Source organism: Nonomuraea sp. NPDC050643, from assembly GCF_040654715.1.
Lineage (GTDB): Bacteria > Actinomycetota > Actinomycetes > Streptosporangiales > Streptosporangiaceae > Nonomuraea.
Genome location: NZ_JBFAIM010000035.1, coordinates 55,947 through 71,792 on the forward strand (window position 1 = coordinate 55,947; position 15,846 = coordinate 71,792).

General features: G+C 72.4%; 11 protein-coding genes. 1 reads left to right on the forward strand and 10 read right to left on the reverse strand.

Annotation, left to right across the window (positions count from 1 at the left end; all coding sequences use genetic code 11):
* The 9 genes from AB0I15_RS37140 to AB0I15_RS37180 form a co-directional block, all read right to left on the reverse strand.
* On the reverse strand, nucleotides 1–1,266 hold the full coding sequence (locus tag AB0I15_RS37140) for an extracellular solute-binding protein (RefSeq protein ID WP_358106315.1): 1,266 nt from the start codon (nucleotides 1,264–1,266) through the stop codon (nucleotides 1–3).
* A 33-nt stretch (nucleotides 1,267–1,299) separates the two neighbouring features.
* Complete coding sequence (locus AB0I15_RS37145; RefSeq protein ID WP_358106318.1) at nucleotides 1,300–2,901, reverse strand: FAD-dependent oxidoreductase; 1,602 nt, start codon at nucleotides 2,899–2,901, stop codon at nucleotides 1,300–1,302.
* 79 nt (nucleotides 2,902–2,980) lie between these two features.
* The gene (locus AB0I15_RS37150) at nucleotides 2,981–3,997 is read right to left on the reverse strand and encodes a LacI family DNA-binding transcriptional regulator (protein ID WP_358106321.1); all 1,017 of its coding nucleotides are present in this window, start codon (nucleotides 3,995–3,997) and stop codon (nucleotides 2,981–2,983) included.
* Nucleotides 3,998–4,156: 159 nt separating this feature from the next.
* Complete coding sequence (locus AB0I15_RS37155; RefSeq protein ID WP_358106324.1) at nucleotides 4,157–6,076, reverse strand: molybdopterin biosynthesis protein; 1,920 nt, start codon at nucleotides 6,074–6,076, stop codon at nucleotides 4,157–4,159.
* Nucleotides 6,073–7,293 (reverse strand): molybdenum cofactor synthesis domain-containing protein, encoded by a 1,221-nt coding sequence (locus AB0I15_RS37160; protein WP_358106326.1) that lies wholly within the window; start codon nucleotides 7,291–7,293, stop codon nucleotides 6,073–6,075. Before AB0I15_RS37160 ends, AB0I15_RS37155 begins: the two co-directional genes overlap by 4 nt.
* Nucleotides 7,290–9,035: an NAD(P)H-dependent oxidoreductase subunit E gene (locus AB0I15_RS37165; protein WP_358106329.1), complete on the reverse strand. Its 1,746-nt coding sequence runs from the start codon at nucleotides 9,033–9,035 to the stop codon at nucleotides 7,290–7,292. The genes AB0I15_RS37160 and AB0I15_RS37165 overlap by 4 nt, the downstream gene beginning before the upstream one ends.
* The gene (fdhF, locus tag AB0I15_RS37170) at nucleotides 9,036–11,981 is read right to left on the reverse strand and encodes a formate dehydrogenase subunit alpha (protein WP_358106332.1); all 2,946 of its coding nucleotides are present in this window, start codon (nucleotides 11,979–11,981) and stop codon (nucleotides 9,036–9,038) included. It abuts the gene before it with no gap.
* Nucleotides 11,982–12,108: 127 nt separating this feature from the next.
* Entirely contained in the window at nucleotides 12,109–13,911 is a 1,803-nt protein-coding gene (locus AB0I15_RS37175; protein WP_358106335.1) for an aldehyde ferredoxin oxidoreductase C-terminal domain-containing protein, read from the reverse strand.
* Nucleotides 13,912–13,928: 17 nt separating this feature from the next.
* On the reverse strand, nucleotides 13,929–14,774 hold the full coding sequence (locus tag AB0I15_RS37180; RefSeq protein WP_358106338.1) for an NTP transferase domain-containing protein: 846 nt from the start codon (nucleotides 14,772–14,774) through the stop codon (nucleotides 13,929–13,931).
* Between the two features lie 82 nt (nucleotides 14,775–14,856).
* On the opposite strand from AB0I15_RS37180, the gene AB0I15_RS37185 reads away from it, so the two are divergent.
* Nucleotides 14,857–15,219 carry a gamma-glutamylcyclotransferase family protein gene (locus AB0I15_RS37185; protein ID WP_358106341.1) on the forward strand — a complete coding sequence of 121 codons (363 nt, stop codon included), beginning with the start codon at nucleotides 14,857–14,859 and terminating at the stop codon, nucleotides 15,217–15,219.
* Between the two features lie 47 nt (nucleotides 15,220–15,266).
* Here the strand turns inward: AB0I15_RS37185 and AB0I15_RS37190 are convergent, their stop codons facing one another.
* Nucleotides 15,267–15,785 (reverse strand): PadR family transcriptional regulator, encoded by a 519-nt coding sequence (locus AB0I15_RS37190; RefSeq protein WP_358106344.1) that lies wholly within the window; start codon nucleotides 15,783–15,785, stop codon nucleotides 15,267–15,269.
* Between the last annotated feature and the right edge of the window lie 61 nt (nucleotides 15,786–15,846).

Here is a 15,846-nt window from a genome sequence, read left to right on the forward strand (position 1 = left end):
TCATCCGCCCAGCAGTGGCTGGATCTTGGCGCACACGCCGTCCAGCACCGCCTTGACGTCGGCGTCCGGCTTCCACAGCGGGTCGAGGGCGGCCCTGGCGGTCTGCGCGAGCTCGGCCTGACCGGTGTGGCTGGGCTTGACCACGCCCTTCTCGATGCCGTTGATCACCACCTCCTGGAGCTGGTCGCCGTTCAGCAGGGGGCTGGTCTTGGCCATGGTGTCGGCGGTCAGCAGCGAGCCGCGCGCGGGCGGGAAGTACGCGGCGAGCTTGGCGGCGTTGGCGGCGTTGGCGAAGTAGGCGAGGAAGTCGGTGGCCTGCTCGGCCCTAGGCGACTTCTTCAGCACGCCGATCCCGGCCTGGCCGATGACCGCGTACTCGCCCTTCGGCCCGGCGGGCAGCGGCACCAGGTCCCACTTGAACGTCGCGTCCTCCAGCATGGCGGCGCGGGAGATCTGGGCGACGGCCATCGTGGTGTCGCCGGAGAAGAAGTCGACGGCGCTGCCCGGCCCCGGCATGGACTTGTCGGTGAAGATCGCCTTGTGCATGAACGTCATGGCCTCGACCATCTCGGGCGCGTTGAACTGGCAGGTGCCGCCGTCGTCGCTCCACGCCTTGGCGCCCCAGCCCTGCCAGACGGTGGCGAGGTTGTCCCAGGCCTTGTAGTCGAAGTTGAGGATGGTCAGGCCGTTCTTGCCCTTCGCCGCGACGGCCTTGTTGATCTCGTTGGCGTGCTCCCAGTCCCACTGGCCGGCCTTCATCAGCTCGCGCGGCGCCTTCTGGCCCGCGGCCTTGACCAGGTCGGTGTTGACGAAGACGCCGAAGGGCGAGGTGGAGAACGGGTAGGCGTACAGCTCTCCGTCGCGCTCCCACAGCCGGGTGGCGGCCGGGACCAGCTCGGCCGCGTTCTCGATCTTGCTCTTGAGCGGGACGAGGGCGCCGGAGCCGACGAAGTCCGGGGCGGAGTTCTCCATGATCCACGCCAGGTCGGGGGCGTTACCGCCGGCGATCTGCGTGGTCAGCGTGGTCGTGTAGTTCTCGAACGGGATGGGGTCGAAGGTGATCGCGCCGACCTGCGGGTGGGACTTGCGGTATTCGGCGGCGATCTCGTTGAACAGCTTCAGGTGGGCCTCGTTGGAGGTCCAGATCGACATGCGCAGCGGCTGCGGGCCCTGCGCGGCCGGCGGCGCGGTGCCGCCGTCGCCGCAGGCGGTGATGGTGAGCAGGGCGGTCAGCGAGAGGGCCGCCAGCTTCCCGGGTGCTTTCATGGGGGGTTTCTCCTTCGGGCGTCGATGACGGCGTCAGTAACCGGTGACGTCGGGCCAGCGCAGCTCCACGCCGTCACGGGCGAGCCGCTGCTGGTAGTCGGCCAGGAGCCCGGCGTCCGTGCCCACGGCGTGCGGCGTGGTGGCGCGGTCCAGGCAGAAGGCGGCGAGCGCGCCGGCCGCCTCGCCGACGTTCCACTCCACCGGATGCAGGCGATAGGCGCCGTTGGTGATGTGGGTGGTGCCGATGTTCTTGCAGGCGGGCAGCAGGTTGGTCATCCGCTGCGGGATCAGCGCCCCGAGGGGGATCTCGAACGGGGAGCAGGCGACGTCGATGTAGTTGTCGCCGCCGGTCGACGGGTGCAGGTCGATGCGGTACATGCCCACGCCCACGGAGTCGTGATAGGAGACGGCGCCCTTGTCGCCGCGTACCGCCACGGACAGGTCCTGTTCGGTGACGGTGGTCAGGGCCCGGACGCGCCGGGACTCGCGGATGTAGGGGGCCTGGGCGAGCCCGTCGGCGCCGCCGGTGACGTCGCCGCGCGGCCGCAGGCTGGGGTATCCGGTGCCGCCGTCGTGACGGGGGGCCTCGGTCTGCAGCCAGTACAGCACCGACAGGGACAGCTCGCGGGCCGCCGCCAGATGCCGGTCGGCGTCCGGCACGTCGATGACCGGCCCCTCCAGGTAGTCGATCATCGGCCAGTTGACGAGCGTGATGTCGCTGTCGTACGCGCCGGGCTGGAAGTTGTCGCGGGCGGCGATCCTGCGGAACGTCCACAGGTTGCCGTCGCCCGGGTTGACCCGCTGGTCGGCCTCCACCAGCCGGGGGTCGTCGCCCGGGTTCGGGGTGAAGGAACGTTCCATGATCTCCAGCGTGCGCGGGCTCGGGCAGCGCCACGACAGCAGCCGGTCGCCCCAGAAGGGCGGCTGGTAGGCACGCCAGAAGTCGTACGAGGCGGGCTTGTCCACGGTGTGGTCGCCGTCCACGTGGTCGACCGCGAAGCACACGGACACGGCCTGCATGTTCATCGGCTGCGCCGTCGCGGGGGCGCTCGGCTCGCCGGTGTCGTCCTGCGACTCGAAGCCGGTCACGTACTCGGTGCCGGTCAGGGGCAGCAGTTCCCCGGTCTCGGTGGCGTCCAGCACGTACGGCGCCACAGCCGTGATCTCCTCTCCCCCGTCGCGGTGCGCGAGCCGCACGGCCGTGACGCGGTCGCCGTCCACGTCGGCCCCGACCGGCCGGTACGGCTGCAGCACGCGCAACCTGCCCGATCCCCGGTACGGGGCCAGCATGGCCTCGATGACCGCGACGGCGACCCGGGGCTCGTGGCACAGTTTGCTGACGTGCCCGGAGCCCGGGTTCAGCTCACGCCATGCCCGCGCCCGGTCGGTGAGCGGGTAGTGGTCGCGGTAGTAGCGCCGGATGCCGTCGCGCAGCGCGCGATAGCTCGCCGTGACGCCGAACCGCTCCACCCAGGTGTGCTCGTCCGGCGGCACGGCCTGGCTGGTGAGCTGGCCGCCCAGCCAGTCGTACTCCTCGGTGAGCACCACCGAGCGGCCCGCCCGCAGCAGGGCGAGCGCTGCGGCCACGCCGCCCAGCCCGCCGCCGATGACGAGCGCGTCTGCCGATATCTCCACCACGTGGGGGTTACCTCTCCTCAAGTACAGGGTCGCCGGCGTCACGGAGGGGCGCCGGGGTCGAGCAGGGAAGCCGGTCTCAAGCAGGGGGCGCCAGCGTCGAGCCCTCGACCAGCTCGCACGCCAGCAGTTCCTGCGGGGTGCCGCCGCGCTCCAGCACCTGGGTGAGCAGCTCGACGGCACGGTGGCCCATCTCCCGCCGGGGGATGCGGAACCCCGCGAAGTCGATGTCGGTCGACACCGGCCTGGTGGGCGCGCCCAGCGCGACGATGGACAGGTCGCGGGGCACGTCCAGGCCGCGGGTGCGGGCGACCTCGGCGATGGCCGCGCCGTCGGCCAGCTCTTCGGCGAACACCACGGTGGCGCCGGAGCCGAACAGCCCGTCCGCGCTCGTCAGGTGCACGCCTTCGACGCCGGCCGCGGCCACGCCCTCGGTGAAGCCGCGCAACCGGTCGGCGTAGGACTCGGCGCCCTGTCCGGCTCCGACGTAGGCCATCCGCCGGTGCCCGAGCGCCGCCGCCCGCTCGACCAGCGCGCGCATCGCCGGCGGGTAGTCCGCGCCGACGTACGGCACCGGCCCGCCGGCGTCGTCGCGGCGGCCGACCGAGACGAACGGGATGCCCTCGGACAGCAGCCTGGACAGGTCGTCCCGATCGATGGTGCGGCCGAGCAGGACGCATCCGTCCGCCAGCCGGATCCGGCTCTCCGCGCTGAAGATCCGCCGCCGCTCACCCTGCTCCACCTTGGCACTGGTGAACAGCAGCAGGTCGCAGCCCGCCTCCTCCGCGCACTCCTCGATCCCGACCAGGAACGGGCGGTAGAAGTCGGCGCTCTCCGCGGGGAAGACGGCCTCGTAGGTGAACACGCCGTAGATGCGGTTGCGCCGTTCGACGAGCCGGCGCGCCGCCGGGTCGGCCACGTAGCCGGTCTCCCTGATCACTTGGAGCACCCGGTCGCGGGTTTCCGGGGAGATCCGCACCTCTCCCTCGGCCCTTCCGTTGAGCACCAGGGACACCGTCGTCTGGCTCACTCCTGCCATGCGTGCGATGTCCTGCTGCGTCAGACGCCGGCCTGTAGGAGTCACAGCGCGTATCACCCCGCCTTGTTGATAATGCGTATTAGTTTCGCCATTGTGGAACCGGCCCCGGAGGGGCGTCAAGGGGTAATCGCTGAAGAAATTCGTATTAGCAACCCGGTGGCCGTGCTTCGCCGTTGCCGGACGGCCACCGGGTGGCGGTCACCCGGCGGCGGCGGTTCAGCGGATGCGCCGCCCTGTTTCGGCGCAGGAGTAGCCGCCCAGCGCCTCCACGTCGGCGCGGAAGTCCGGCCGCTCCAGAAGCGCCCACAGCGGGGCCAACAGCTCGTCCGACAGCGCACCGGTACGCAGCACCAGGTCGTAGGGTTCCTGGGCCACCGGGACGAAGTCGAGCCCGAAGGCGCGGGCGGCGGCGAGAATGCCCATCCCGGCGTCCGCGCGCCCCGCGGCCACGGCCGCCGCCACCGCCAGGTGCGTGTGCTCCTCGCGGGAGTAGCCGGACACCTCGTCCGCGTCGATGCCCAGGCCGGCCAGCTCGTGGTCCAGCAGCGCCCGCGTCCCGGCGCCGCGCTGCCGGTTCACGTAGCGCAGGTCCGGCCTGGTCAGGTCCTTGACGCCGGTCAGGCCGAGCGGGTTTCCCGGGGCGACGATCAGACCCTGGTCCCTGTGGACGAGCCTGACCACGGCGACGTCGGCGTCCGCGCCCAGCAGCCTGTCCACGTAGGGCAGCGTGTACTCGCCGGTGGACGGGTCCAGCAGGTGCGACCCGGCGATGTGGCACAGGCCGTCGCGCAGCGCCACGAGGCCGCCCAGCGAGCCGACGTTCGACGACGCGAGAGTGATCAGCGGGTCGGCGGCGCGCAGGGCGGAGGCCGCCAGGTCGAGCACCAGGTCGTGCGAGCCGATCGCGACGATGGTCCGGCCGATCTCGGACAGCCCGCGCAGCAGTTCGACCCGGACCTGCTCCCCCGCATGGTGACCCTCCACGCCCGAGGGCACGACGAGCAGGCCGTCGGCGCGCACGAGCGAGGTGAGCACGCCGGCCCCCCGGGGCAGCGGGGTGGCGACGAGCCGGTCCCGCACCCGCCCCAGGCGCACGCGTACCCAGTCGTCCATGCCGATGGCGGACGGCAGCTTCCTGGCCAGGTGCGCCGTGGCCGACGGGCGTTCTCGCGGGGCGGCGCCCGCCAGCTCGGCGAGCATCGGAGCCGCGAAGATCTCGAAGGTCAGCGCCGCCGACACCGGATAGCCGGGTACGCCGATGACGGGCGTCGCCGCGACCGCGCCGAGCACGACGGGATGGCCGGGGCGCACGGCGACCCCGTGGACCGCGACGACGCCGGCCCCGGCGACCACGCGGGCGGTGTAGTCGTCGCGCCCCGCGCTGGAGCCCGCGATGAGCAGGACCAGGTCGGCGTCGCCGGTGGCCTCCAGGAGCACCGCCGCGATGGCCTGGGGGTCGTCGGGGACGATCTCGGTGATCCGGGCCGCGCAGCCCGCCTCCCGGGCCTGCGCGGCCAGCATCATCGAGTTCGTGTCGAGAATGTCACCGGGGGCGAGCTCCGCGCCGATCGGCCGGATCTCGTCGCCGGTCGGCACGATCACCACGCGCGGCGCGCGGCGTACGCCGAGTTCGACGGCTCCCGCCGCGGCGCAGGCGGCGACGTCGACGGGCCGCAGCCGATGGCCCTCCGGGAGCAGCAGCTCGCCGGCGCTGATGTCCTCCCCGATGGAGCGGACGTGCTGGTAGGGCGGGACGGCCGCCCTGAGCTCGGCCTCCCCTTTCGCCGTGCGATGGACGTGCTCTCGCATGACCACGGCGTCGTATCCGTCGGGCAGCGGGTCGCCGGTGTCGACGACGGCGAAGTCACCGGCGGCGAGGAGCATGGGGCTGGTCTCGGACGCGCCGACGGTGTCGGCGGCGCGTACGGCGATGCCGTCCATGGCCGCGGAGTCGAAGGCGGGCGAGGACCGCAGCGCCCACACCGGCTCGGCCGTCACCCGGCCCACGGCGGCACCGACCGGCACCCGGACCAGGTCGACCCGGGCGGGGCACCCCGCCGCGGCGCGCGCCTCGCGCCAGACGGAGAGGGCCTGCGCCGCGGGGACGTCGGAGACGAAGGGACTTTCTGCGCTCATCGGTACAGGACGACCTCTACTTCGGTGCCCGCGTCCAGGCCGGTGGCCGGTTCGGGCACGATCGTGTATCCGTCGGCGCGGGTCAGCACCGACAGCAGCGCCGACGGGCCGAACAGCGGCTCCGCCACGCCGTCCCGGATCCCCACCTGGACCACGTCGAGCCGGCCGGCCGCCGACGCCAGGTCGCGCGAGAGCCGGGCACGCGTGCTCGGCTGCGGTGGCGGGGCCTCGCACCCGCCGATGCGCCACAACAACGGCACTCCGACCTGCCCGAACACGACCAGCGCGGACAGCGGGTTGCCCGGCAGCCCGATGAGCGGAATCCCGGAGCACTCCGCCAGCAGCGTGGGCTTGCCCGGCTTGATGGCGATCCCGTGGCACCAGATGTCGCCGATGGCGGCCACCGCGCCCGCCGTCTCGTCTCTCGCGCCGACCGACGAGCCCGCCGACACGACCACCAGGTCGGACTCGGCCACGACCGCGGTCAGCCGGTCCTTGAGCGCGCCCGGCTCGTCGGGGACGATGCCGGCGATCACCGGCTGGCCGCCCGCGTCGGTGACCAGCCCGGCCAGGGCGGAGGCGGTGGCGTCGCGTACCTGCCCGGGGGCGAGCTCCACGGTGCCGGGCGGCACCACCTCGTCGCCGGTGGAGATGATCGCCACCCGGGGGCGGCGGTGCACGGCGACCGTGGTCACCCCCGCGGCGGCGAGGAAGCCGAGGTCCGGGGCGCGCAACGGCCGGCCACCGGGCGCCAGGACACCGCCCGCCGCCACGTCCTCGTCGGCGCGGACGACACCGCCGCCCGGTGCGACGGGCCGGGTGACCTCGATCGTGCCCGGCATCGTCTCGGCGGTGTACTCCACCATGACCACCGCGTCGGCGCCGGCCGGAAGCACTCCCCCGGTCGGCATCGCGACGCAGCCGCCGGCCAGGACCGCCACGGTGGGTTCGGCGCCCATCGGCACCGCGCCGAGCAGGTCGAGGTAGGACGGAAGCCCGTCGGAGGCGCCGTAGGTGTCCATCGCCCGGACCGCGAAGCCGTCCACGGTGGACCGGGCGAACCCGGGCAGGGCGGCGGGCGCCGTGATGTCCGCGACCGGCACCCGGCGCAGCGCCTCGGACAGCGGGACGCGCTCGGCGGGCGTGCGGTGCGCGGGCCGGAATCCGGAGCGGACCTCGGCGAGGGTCCGGGCGGTGAAGAACTCCTTGCCGCTCAACGGTCCGGCTGCTCCTTCGAGCCTTCCGGCCGGGGCTGCGGACGCGCCGCCGCGCCGCCCTTGTCCAGCCCGAGCACGGACACCACCGGCCCCAGCGCCACCTGCCCGAGCCCGCAGATCGACGTCTTGCGCATGGTCTCCTCCAACTGCAGGATCCGGCCCTTCTGCGCGTCGTCGAGGGTGGCGGAGCCGGAGTCCAGCACTCCGCGCAGCACCTCGTGGGCCTTGGTGGAGCCGACCCGGCAGGGCACGCACTTGCCGCACGACTCGTTGCGGAAGAAGCGCAGCACGTTCGTCGAGGCGGCCAGCAGATCGGTGCCCTCGGCGAGCACCACGAGGGCGCCGGAGCCGAGCATGGTCCCGGCCTCGGCGAGCGTCCCGAAGTCGAGTGCCAGGTCCAGCCGGTCGGGGCCGATGAAGTTGGAGGACGCGCCGCCCGGCTGCACGGCGCCGACCCGGGCGCCACCGAGCACGCCGCCGGCCAGGTCGATCAGCGCGCGAACCGTGGTGCCCATCGGCACGCAGTAGACGCCGGGGTTCTCGACGTGCCCGGACACGGCGAAGAACTTCCAGCCGACGGAGTCGCCCTCGCCCTGCTCGGCCCACCATGCGGCGCCGCGCCGCAGGATCACCGGCACGTCGGCGAAGGTCTCCACCGAGTTGATCAACGTGGGGCGGCCGTGCAGGCCGTAGTTGCCCGGGAAGGGCGGCTTGTTGCGCGGCTCGCCGCGGTGGCCCTCCATGCACTCCAGCAGCGCGGTCTCCTCGCCGAGGATGTAGCCGCCGGGCGAGACGAAGATGTCGAGGTCGAGGCGTCGGCCGCTGCCGCAGGCGTTCTCGCCGATCACGCCGGCCGCGCGCAGCCGCGCGATCTCGGCGTGCAGCACGCGCTCCTCGGGGCCGTACTCGTGCCGGATGAAGATCCAGCCCTGTTCGGCCCCGACCACGGCCATGCCGAGCAGCAGGCCCTCGATCACCAGGTGCGGCTGATCGGTCAGGATCTGCCGGTCCTTGAACGTGCCCGGCTCCGACTCGTCGGCGTTGCAGATCGCGTATTTGACGCCGCCCGGCTCGGCCGAGGCGACCAGGCCCCACTTCCTGCCCGTGGGGAACCCGGCGCCGCCCATGCCGCGCAGCCCGGAGGCCTCCAGCGTGGCCACCACGCTCTCGGCGCTCACCTCGCCGGCCAGCAGCGCGCGCAGGCTCGCGTACCGGGTGGAGACGTCCGATCCGGCCGGGTACGGGTCGTTCGGCCAGGGTTCGGCGCGGCCCGTCACGGTGGCCTCGCCGAGCTCGTCCCCCCGCGCGGCGGCCACGAGCGCGTCGACACCGGCGACCGGCGCCGGGTGCTCGTTGACGGCCAGCGCCGGGGCGTCGTCGCAGCGGCCCAGACAGGAGACCTCGACCAGCTCGATCTCGGTGTCGTCGCCGTAGCGCTCGCGCACCTCGGCGATCCGATCGTCGGCCGAGCGCAGCCAGCACGACAGGTCGTGGCACACGTTCACGGCCACCTTGGCGGGCGGCGTCGTGCGGAAGTGCGGGTAGAACGAGATGAGCCCCTGGATCTCGTAGAGCGGCCGCCGCATGGTGCGGGCCAGCTCCTCGATCTCCTCTCGCGGCAACCAGCCCAGCCGCGCCTGGACGGCGTTGAGCGCCGGGATCAGCGACGGCCCGGGGAACTTGCCGGCGCGTGCCTCGACACCCGGCACCCGCGGACGTCCCAGCTCGAAACTCAGGGTCATTCAGACACTTCCCATATCACTGAGGGCCTCGGCGTCTTCCACACTCAGCGCCTCGACCTGGATCGCGCAGAACTTGAACTCGGGGATCTTGCCGAAGGGGTCGATCTCGTCGATCGTCAGCAGGTTCGCCGCCGCCTCCCGGAAGTGGAACGGGATGAAGCAGTTGCCCAGTTGCTCGCGGTGGGAGACGCGCACCTGCAGCGTGATGGCTCCGCGCCGGGACCGCACCCGGGCCATCTGACCGTGCGACAGTCCCCGGTCGGCGGCGTCCTTGGGGTGCATGTACACCTCGGCGATCGGTGCGATCGTGTCCAGCGCGTACGAGCGCCGCGTCATCGACCCGGTGTGCCAGTGTTCGAGCAGCCGGCCGGTGTTGAGCACCAGCGGGTATTCCGCGTCCGGCAGCTCCTTGGCCGGCAGCCAGTGCGCCGGGACGAGATGGGCCAGGCCGTCGTCGGTGTTGAACCGCTCGTCGAACAGGACCACGGTCCCGTCGGAGTGCTCGGGGTCGGCGTTGGGGTAGAGCTTGCCGCTCAGCCCCAGGTTGTCGTGGCGCAGGTTCGCGTACGACGGCATGAGCGCGACCATCTCGTCGAACACCTCGCTGGCCGAGGTGTAGGACCAGTCCAGGCCGATGCGCCGGGCGATGTCCTGGATGATCTCCCAGTCGACGCGGGCCTGACCCGGCGGGTCCATCACCTTGCGGCCGAGTTGCACGCGCCGGTCGGTGTTGGTGTAGCTCCCGTCCTTCTCCAGGTACGACGACGCCGGCAGGATGACGTCGGCGAACTCCGCGGTCTCGGTCAGGAAGATGTCCTGCACCACCAGGAATTCCAGCTGCGACAGCGCCTTGCGCACCTTGTTGATGTTGGGGTCGGACAGGAACGGGTTCTCGCCGAGCATGTACATGCCCCGCACCCCGCCCGGCTTCAGCACCGATCCGATGATCTCGGTGACGGTGAGACCGCGGTCGGGGTCGAGCCGGGTGCCCCAGGCCTCCTCGAACCGCCGGCGGGTGCCCTCCCGGTCGACGCCCTGGTAGTCGGGGAAGAACATGGGGATCAGCCCGGCGTCGGAGGCGCCCTGGACGTTGTTCTGCCCCCGCAGCGGATGCAGGCCGGCGCCCGGCTTGCCCACGTTTCCGGTGATCGAGCACATCGCGATCAGGCAGCGGGCGTTGTCGGTGCCGGTGGTGTGCTGGGAGATGCCCATCCCCCAGTAGATGACGCCGGCCCTGGCCTCGCCCCAGACGCGGGCGACCGTCCGGATCAGGTCCGCGTCGACGCCGGTGATCTGCGCGGCACGCTCCGGCGGATAGTCGTTGACCGTGCGGACCAGTTCCTCGAAGTTCGACACCCGGGCCTTGATGAACTCCCGGTCGATCAGGCCGAGGCGGATCACCTCGTGCATGACCCCGTTGTAGAACGCCACGTCGGTGCCGGGCTTGACCTGGCAGTAGTAGTCGGCGTGCTCGGCCACCGTGCTGGCACGGGGATCGACATAGATGATCTTCGTGCCGCGCCGGCGGGCCTGCTTGAAGAAGGAGCTGGCGACGGGGTGGTTCGCCGTCGGGTTCGATCCGGTGATGATCACGACCTCGGCGTTGGCGACGTCGCCGTACGTGGTCGAGACCGCGCCGGAACCGACGCCCTCGAACAGCGCGGCCACCGACGAGGCGTGGCAGAGCCGGGTGCAGTGGTCGACGTTGTTCGTGCCGAACCCGGCCCGGATCAGTTTCTGGAAGAGGTAGGCCTCCTCGTTGGAGCACTTCGCGGAGCCGAACCCCGCGAGGGCGCCGGCGCCCTGCCCGGCGTGGATCTCCTTCAGCCGCCGGGCGACGAGGTCGAGCGCCTCCTCCCAGGTGGCCTCGCGGAAGTGCGGCAGCACCTCGTCGTAGTCGACCAGGCCGCCGGGCTTGCGCCGGCGGTCCTTGCCGTTCTTGCTCAGCCGGGCGCTGCGGTCGCCTCCGCCGCCGGCGCGCCCCCGGTCGTTGTACGCGTCACCGCGCACGTCCGCCGACAGCGGGCCCTTGGGGTAGGACGAGTCCACCCGGATCAGCGGCACGGTCAGGCGCTGTGGCGAGGCCGCGTAGTCCCAGCCGTACCGGCCCTTGACGCACAGCCGGCTCTTCGAGCCCGGCTGGTCGCGGCCCTCGGCGAAGGCGATCGCGCCGCGCGACCGGTCGACGTAGTAGGTGAGGGCGCAGCCGACGCCGCAGTAGGGGCAGACGGTGTCGACCGCGTCGAGCTCCTCGCGGGGCCGGATGGGGACGTCGTTGATCGCCTTGTTGGTCAGGGCACCGGTCGGGCAGGCCTGTACGCACTCGCCGCAGGTCACGCACGAGCTGGCGCCCATCGGATCGTTGAGGTCGAAAGCGATCGTGGTCGAGTATCCCTTGCCCGAACGGCCGATGACGTCGTTGCCCTGGACGTCGTCGCACGCGCGGACACAGCGGTCGCAGAGGATGCACGCGTCGTGGTCGACCGCGATCACCGGGTTGGAGATGTCGAGGCCCCGGCCCGAGCCGCACGGCAGGTCGGTCGTCTCCTTGGCCACGTCGAACCGGTCGGCGAGGTCGAGGAGCAGGTTGTCGCCGGTGGTCGTCTGTTTCGGGTCCTCGGCGCGCGGCGGCTGGTCGGAGATCAGCAGCTCGGTCAGCGTGGCGCGGTTGCGCTCCAGCTCCGGGGTGCTGGTCCTGACCTGCATGCCCTCCTCACAGGGGCGTACGCACGCGGCGGCGAAGGCCCGCCCACCCGTGTCCACCACGCACATGCGGCAGACCCCGACGGGGTCGTAACGCTCGTTGTGGCACAACACCGGTATGTCGATGTCCAGCGCCTTCGCGGCATCGTAGATGCTGGTGCCCTCCGGCACGGTCACGGCATGACCGTCGATCTCTACGGTCACGGTCCGTACGGCGGTCACCGGCTCCTCGAGCGTCGTCATCTCAACCTCACCAGCAAACCGGTATACAGAATACGGCATACACCATGTTCAGCAATCTACCCCTTTGCGTGACCGGTCTTCTACCCCCTCGCTCGTTCCGACACACAAGGACCCCGCTCTCGTACGGCTACGCGTCCAGCAGGAGATCTGCGAGGTCGGCCGCCGCGACGCGACCCTCCTCGTCCAACCCCCGCGCGGAGTAGTAGCCGGCGACCATCGACCGCAGGCGGCCCGAGTCCAGAGCCGCACGACGGCCGGAACCGAGCTCCAGCGGCGTCTCCAGCATCCGGGCCGGCAGCGTGTCGTCGGCCGCGGTGGCCCCCTCGCGCAGGTTGAACGCGCGCTTGGCCCGTACGATCCGCCGGGCGGTGTCGCGCAGCTCGGCGGCGTCCATCGGCCAGCCGGTGACCAGGGCGAGCAGCCCGGCCCACTCCGTAAAGGGGTCGTCGAAGACACCACGCAGGAACTTGCACAGGATCATCGAGTCCATGACCGCGGCGCGGTCTTCGGTGGCGATCGCGGCGGCGACATGGGCGGCGCCGCCGGCCAGCCGGTCGTGCTCGCCCGACAGGTCGGCCTCATAGGCGCCGGATCGGTTGTGATCGGCTCCCCTGGCGTTCACCGCGAGCCCGAGCGCCATCGCCTGCAGGGTGCGCGGCTCGTAGCCGGGCAGCTCCAGCCCCTTGACCTGCGGCGCGAAGTCGATCGAGGACTGCCCGACCACGGCGGCGGCCCGGCGCGAGCCCTGCGCGAGCAGCTCCCCCAGGCCCGGCGACCGCTCCCCGATCGCGTCCAGCGCGCGCAACAGGGCGGCGCCGTCGCCGAAGCGCAGCCACGGCTCGTCGAGCAGGCCGCGTTCGACGCACTCCATGGCCCACGCGATCGTGCCGCCCGCCGAGATGGTGTCGAGGCCCAGCTCGTCGCAGCGCGCGCTGGCGGCGAACACCTCGTCGGGATCGGACACGCCGCACAGCGGGCCGAGCGCGAAGACGTTCTCGTACTCCATCCGCTGGCTGCCGCCGCCCTTGCGGGAGTAGATGTGCTCGCAGCCGATGGAACACGACGCGCAACTGTTGCGCGCCACCCCGCGCAGCTCGTGCAGCTCCTCGGCGGCCAGCCGGGGCGCGCCTTCGAAGGTCGCCGCGGTGAAGTTGCGGGTGGGCAGGGTGCTGACGGCGTTGAAGGCCAGGAGGTTGGCCAGCGTGCCCAGCTCCCGGTATTTCGCGGTGGCCGGGCCGAAGCTGCGCCGGCGCAGGTCGCGGGCGGCGGCGAGGACGCCGGCCTGGTCGGCGACCGAGACCTTGGTCGCCGCTCTGACCAGCACGGCCTTGAGGTTCTTCGCGCCCATCGTGGCGCCCAGGCCGCCCCGGCCGGCGTGGCGGCCGTCATGGCTGATGGTCGCGTATCTCACCTGCCGCTCGCCCGCCGGGCCGATGGCCGCGGTCTGCCAGGTGCGGCCGAACCGCGCCCTGGCCGCGGTCTCCGCCTCGGCCGCGGTCATCCCGGCGAGCTCGGGAGCCGGTTCGAGCCGGACGTCGTCGCCCTCGATCAGCAGCACCGAGAGCTCGTCGGCGCGCCCGCGGATCACGATCGCGTCATGCCCGGTCAGCTTGCCGGCGATGGCGAACCGGCTGGAGGCGAGGGCGTCGGTGAGCAGTCCGGTCAGCGGCGACTTGGCCACCACCGCGAACTTCGCGCTGGTCGTCAGCGGGGTGCCCACCAGCGAGGAGAAGACGAAGGCCAGCGGCGCCTCGGGAGCCAGGGGGTCGACCCCGGCGGGCGCCAGCCGGTGCAGCAGCCACGTGCCGAGCCCCACCCCGCCCAGGTAGGACCGGAGCACCCGCTCGTCCAGCTCGTGGGCGGTGCCGCTCGCCGCACGGCCGGCGACGTCGATCACCAACGCGCGTCCGAAGAATCCACCAGGCACCATGCCACGACTCTACGGCCTCAGCCCCCGGCGTCCGCCGACAGGAAGGCGACGGTGTCCCCGGCCACCAGGGGCAGCCACTCGTCCCGGGTGACCTGATCGCCGTTGAGCGCGGCCACCACGTGACGGTCCAGGGCCAGCCCGACCGAGGCGGCCGCGGCCCCGAGCGTGGCGGCCCGGACCCCGCGCGGCCGATGGCCGCCGTTCCTCGCCAGCGCGCCGAAGCACTCCACCGCGACCTCCGGTGGCGGCCGGTCCCGGGCCGCCGCGTAGTCGTCCGGGGAGTTGACGTTCACCACGGACTCCAGCTCCGGATCGGTCCGCGCGAGATCGCCGTCGGCCAGCAGCTCCTCGTCGCCCAGCCGGGCCACCTCGCAGTGCTTGAAGAGCATGCCCGGCCGGAGGTCGCCCTCGGCCAGGAGCTCCGCGACCAGTCCGGCCAGGGCGGTCCGGTAGCCGGCGGCCAGCGGTTGCCGGAAACCCCGGGCCACCGGCAACGCGACGTCCGTTCCGGGGGTCAGGGCGCGCAGGACGCGCCGGACGAAGGCCGGGTGGAGGAACGGCATGTCGGTGGAGCACACGAAGGCCGTCTCGGCCCGGCCGGACACCGCGGCGAGCCCCACGGCCAGCCCCTGCATGGGGCCCAGCCCTTCCACGGGGTCCTCGACCACCGACACCCCCGAGGGCAGCGGCGGCAGCTCCTGCCCGGGCGCGGCCACCACGACGACCGGGCCGCCGACCGTCCTGGCGAGGACCGCGGTGGCCCGGTAGAGCAACGTCGACCCGTGCCATTCCAGCCACGCCTTCGGCCGGCCCATCCGCGTGGAGCGCCCGCCGGCAAGTACCACGCCCGCAGCAGTCTGCATGACCGCATGCTAGGTCACGCCGTGGAGGGTCATGCAGGAGGCCGGGGAAGATCGGTGATCAGGGCTCCGGGATGATGGGCCCATGGTCGCTCACCCTGTCGTTCTGTTCTCCTATGGCACGCTGCGTCAACGCGAGGTGCAACTGTCGGTGTTCGGCCGTGAGGTGGCCGGCACTCCGGACGGGTTGCCCGGCTATCGGCTGTCCATGGTGGAGATCACCGATCCGCACGTCATCGCGATCAGTGGCGCCACGCACCACCCGATCCTGGAGGCCACCGGTGAAGCCGCCGACGTCGTCGAGGGCACCGCGCTCCGCCTCACCGAGGACGAGCTCGCCGCGGCGGACGCCTATGAGGTCGACGACTACCGGCGCGTCCTGGTGCCGCTCGCGTCCGGGCTCCACGGCTGGGTGTACGCGGCCGGCCACGACCCCTCGGGCACGTGATCGGACGGCGGTGGTCACGGCCCGGACGGAACGCGGGCCGACGCCGGTCATCCCCTGGTCGTCCGCATCAGGCGCAGGGCCGTTTCGGCGGTCTCGTATCTCCAGGAGGCCACCAGGTGCTCGAACCCGTGCGCCTGGTCACGCTGCTCGCGCAGGCCGGCGATGATCGGCTCGATGCGCTCCGCCTGCGCCTCCAGCAGCGGCCGTGGATCCGTCGTGACGCGGTCGAGCAGGGCCAGCTTGACCAGGAACTCGCTGCGGACGTCCCGGATGTGCCGCACCGGCCGCATCAGCCACGCGTCCACGGCGGATCGCCCCGGCGCGGTGACGGCGAGCAGCGTACGGTGCGGGCCGCCGCGGCCCGGCTCCGTCCCCGACGGCTCGGCCAGCGACAGCTCCACCAGCCGGTCGAGCGCGCGGTACACGCGCGGCCGGGGCACCTGCCAGATCGTGCCGACGGGACCGGAGGGCGCGGTGAGCCGGGAGACGGCGAAGCCGTGCGTGGGGCCCTCTGCGACCAGCGCGAGCACGACCCACTCGGTGAGCGACAACTCGGGAGACTCCACGCCTTCAAGCGTAGGGCCGGGCGTGGTCGCCGGAAGGCCCAGAGTAGTCTCAAAAGGACTA

Excerpts from the sequence above, each read along its gene's own strand:
- AB0I15_RS37140 (WP_358106315.1), bottom strand. The coding sequence starts at position 1,266 with ATGAAAGCACCCGGGAAGCTGGCGGCCCTCTCGCTGACCGCCCTGCTC.
- AB0I15_RS37165 (WP_358106329.1), bottom strand. The coding sequence starts at position 9,035 with ATGACCCTGAGTTTCGAGCTGGGACGTCCGCGGGTGCCGGGTGTCGAG.
- AB0I15_RS37175 (WP_358106335.1), bottom strand. The coding sequence starts at position 13,911 with ATGGTGCCTGGTGGATTCTTCGGACGCGCGTTGGTGATCGACGTCGCC.
- AB0I15_RS37155 (WP_358106324.1), bottom strand. The coding sequence starts at position 6,076 with ATGAGCGCAGAAAGTCCCTTCGTCTCCGACGTCCCCGCGGCGCAGGCC.
- fdhF (WP_358106332.1), bottom strand. The coding sequence starts at position 11,981 with ATGACGACGCTCGAGGAGCCGGTGACCGCCGTACGGACCGTGACCGTA.
- AB0I15_RS37180 (WP_358106338.1), bottom strand. The coding sequence starts at position 14,774 with ATGCAGACTGCTGCGGGCGTGGTACTTGCCGGCGGGCGCTCCACGCGG.
- AB0I15_RS37185 (WP_358106341.1), top strand. The coding sequence starts at position 14,857 with ATGGTCGCTCACCCTGTCGTTCTGTTCTCCTATGGCACGCTGCGTCAA.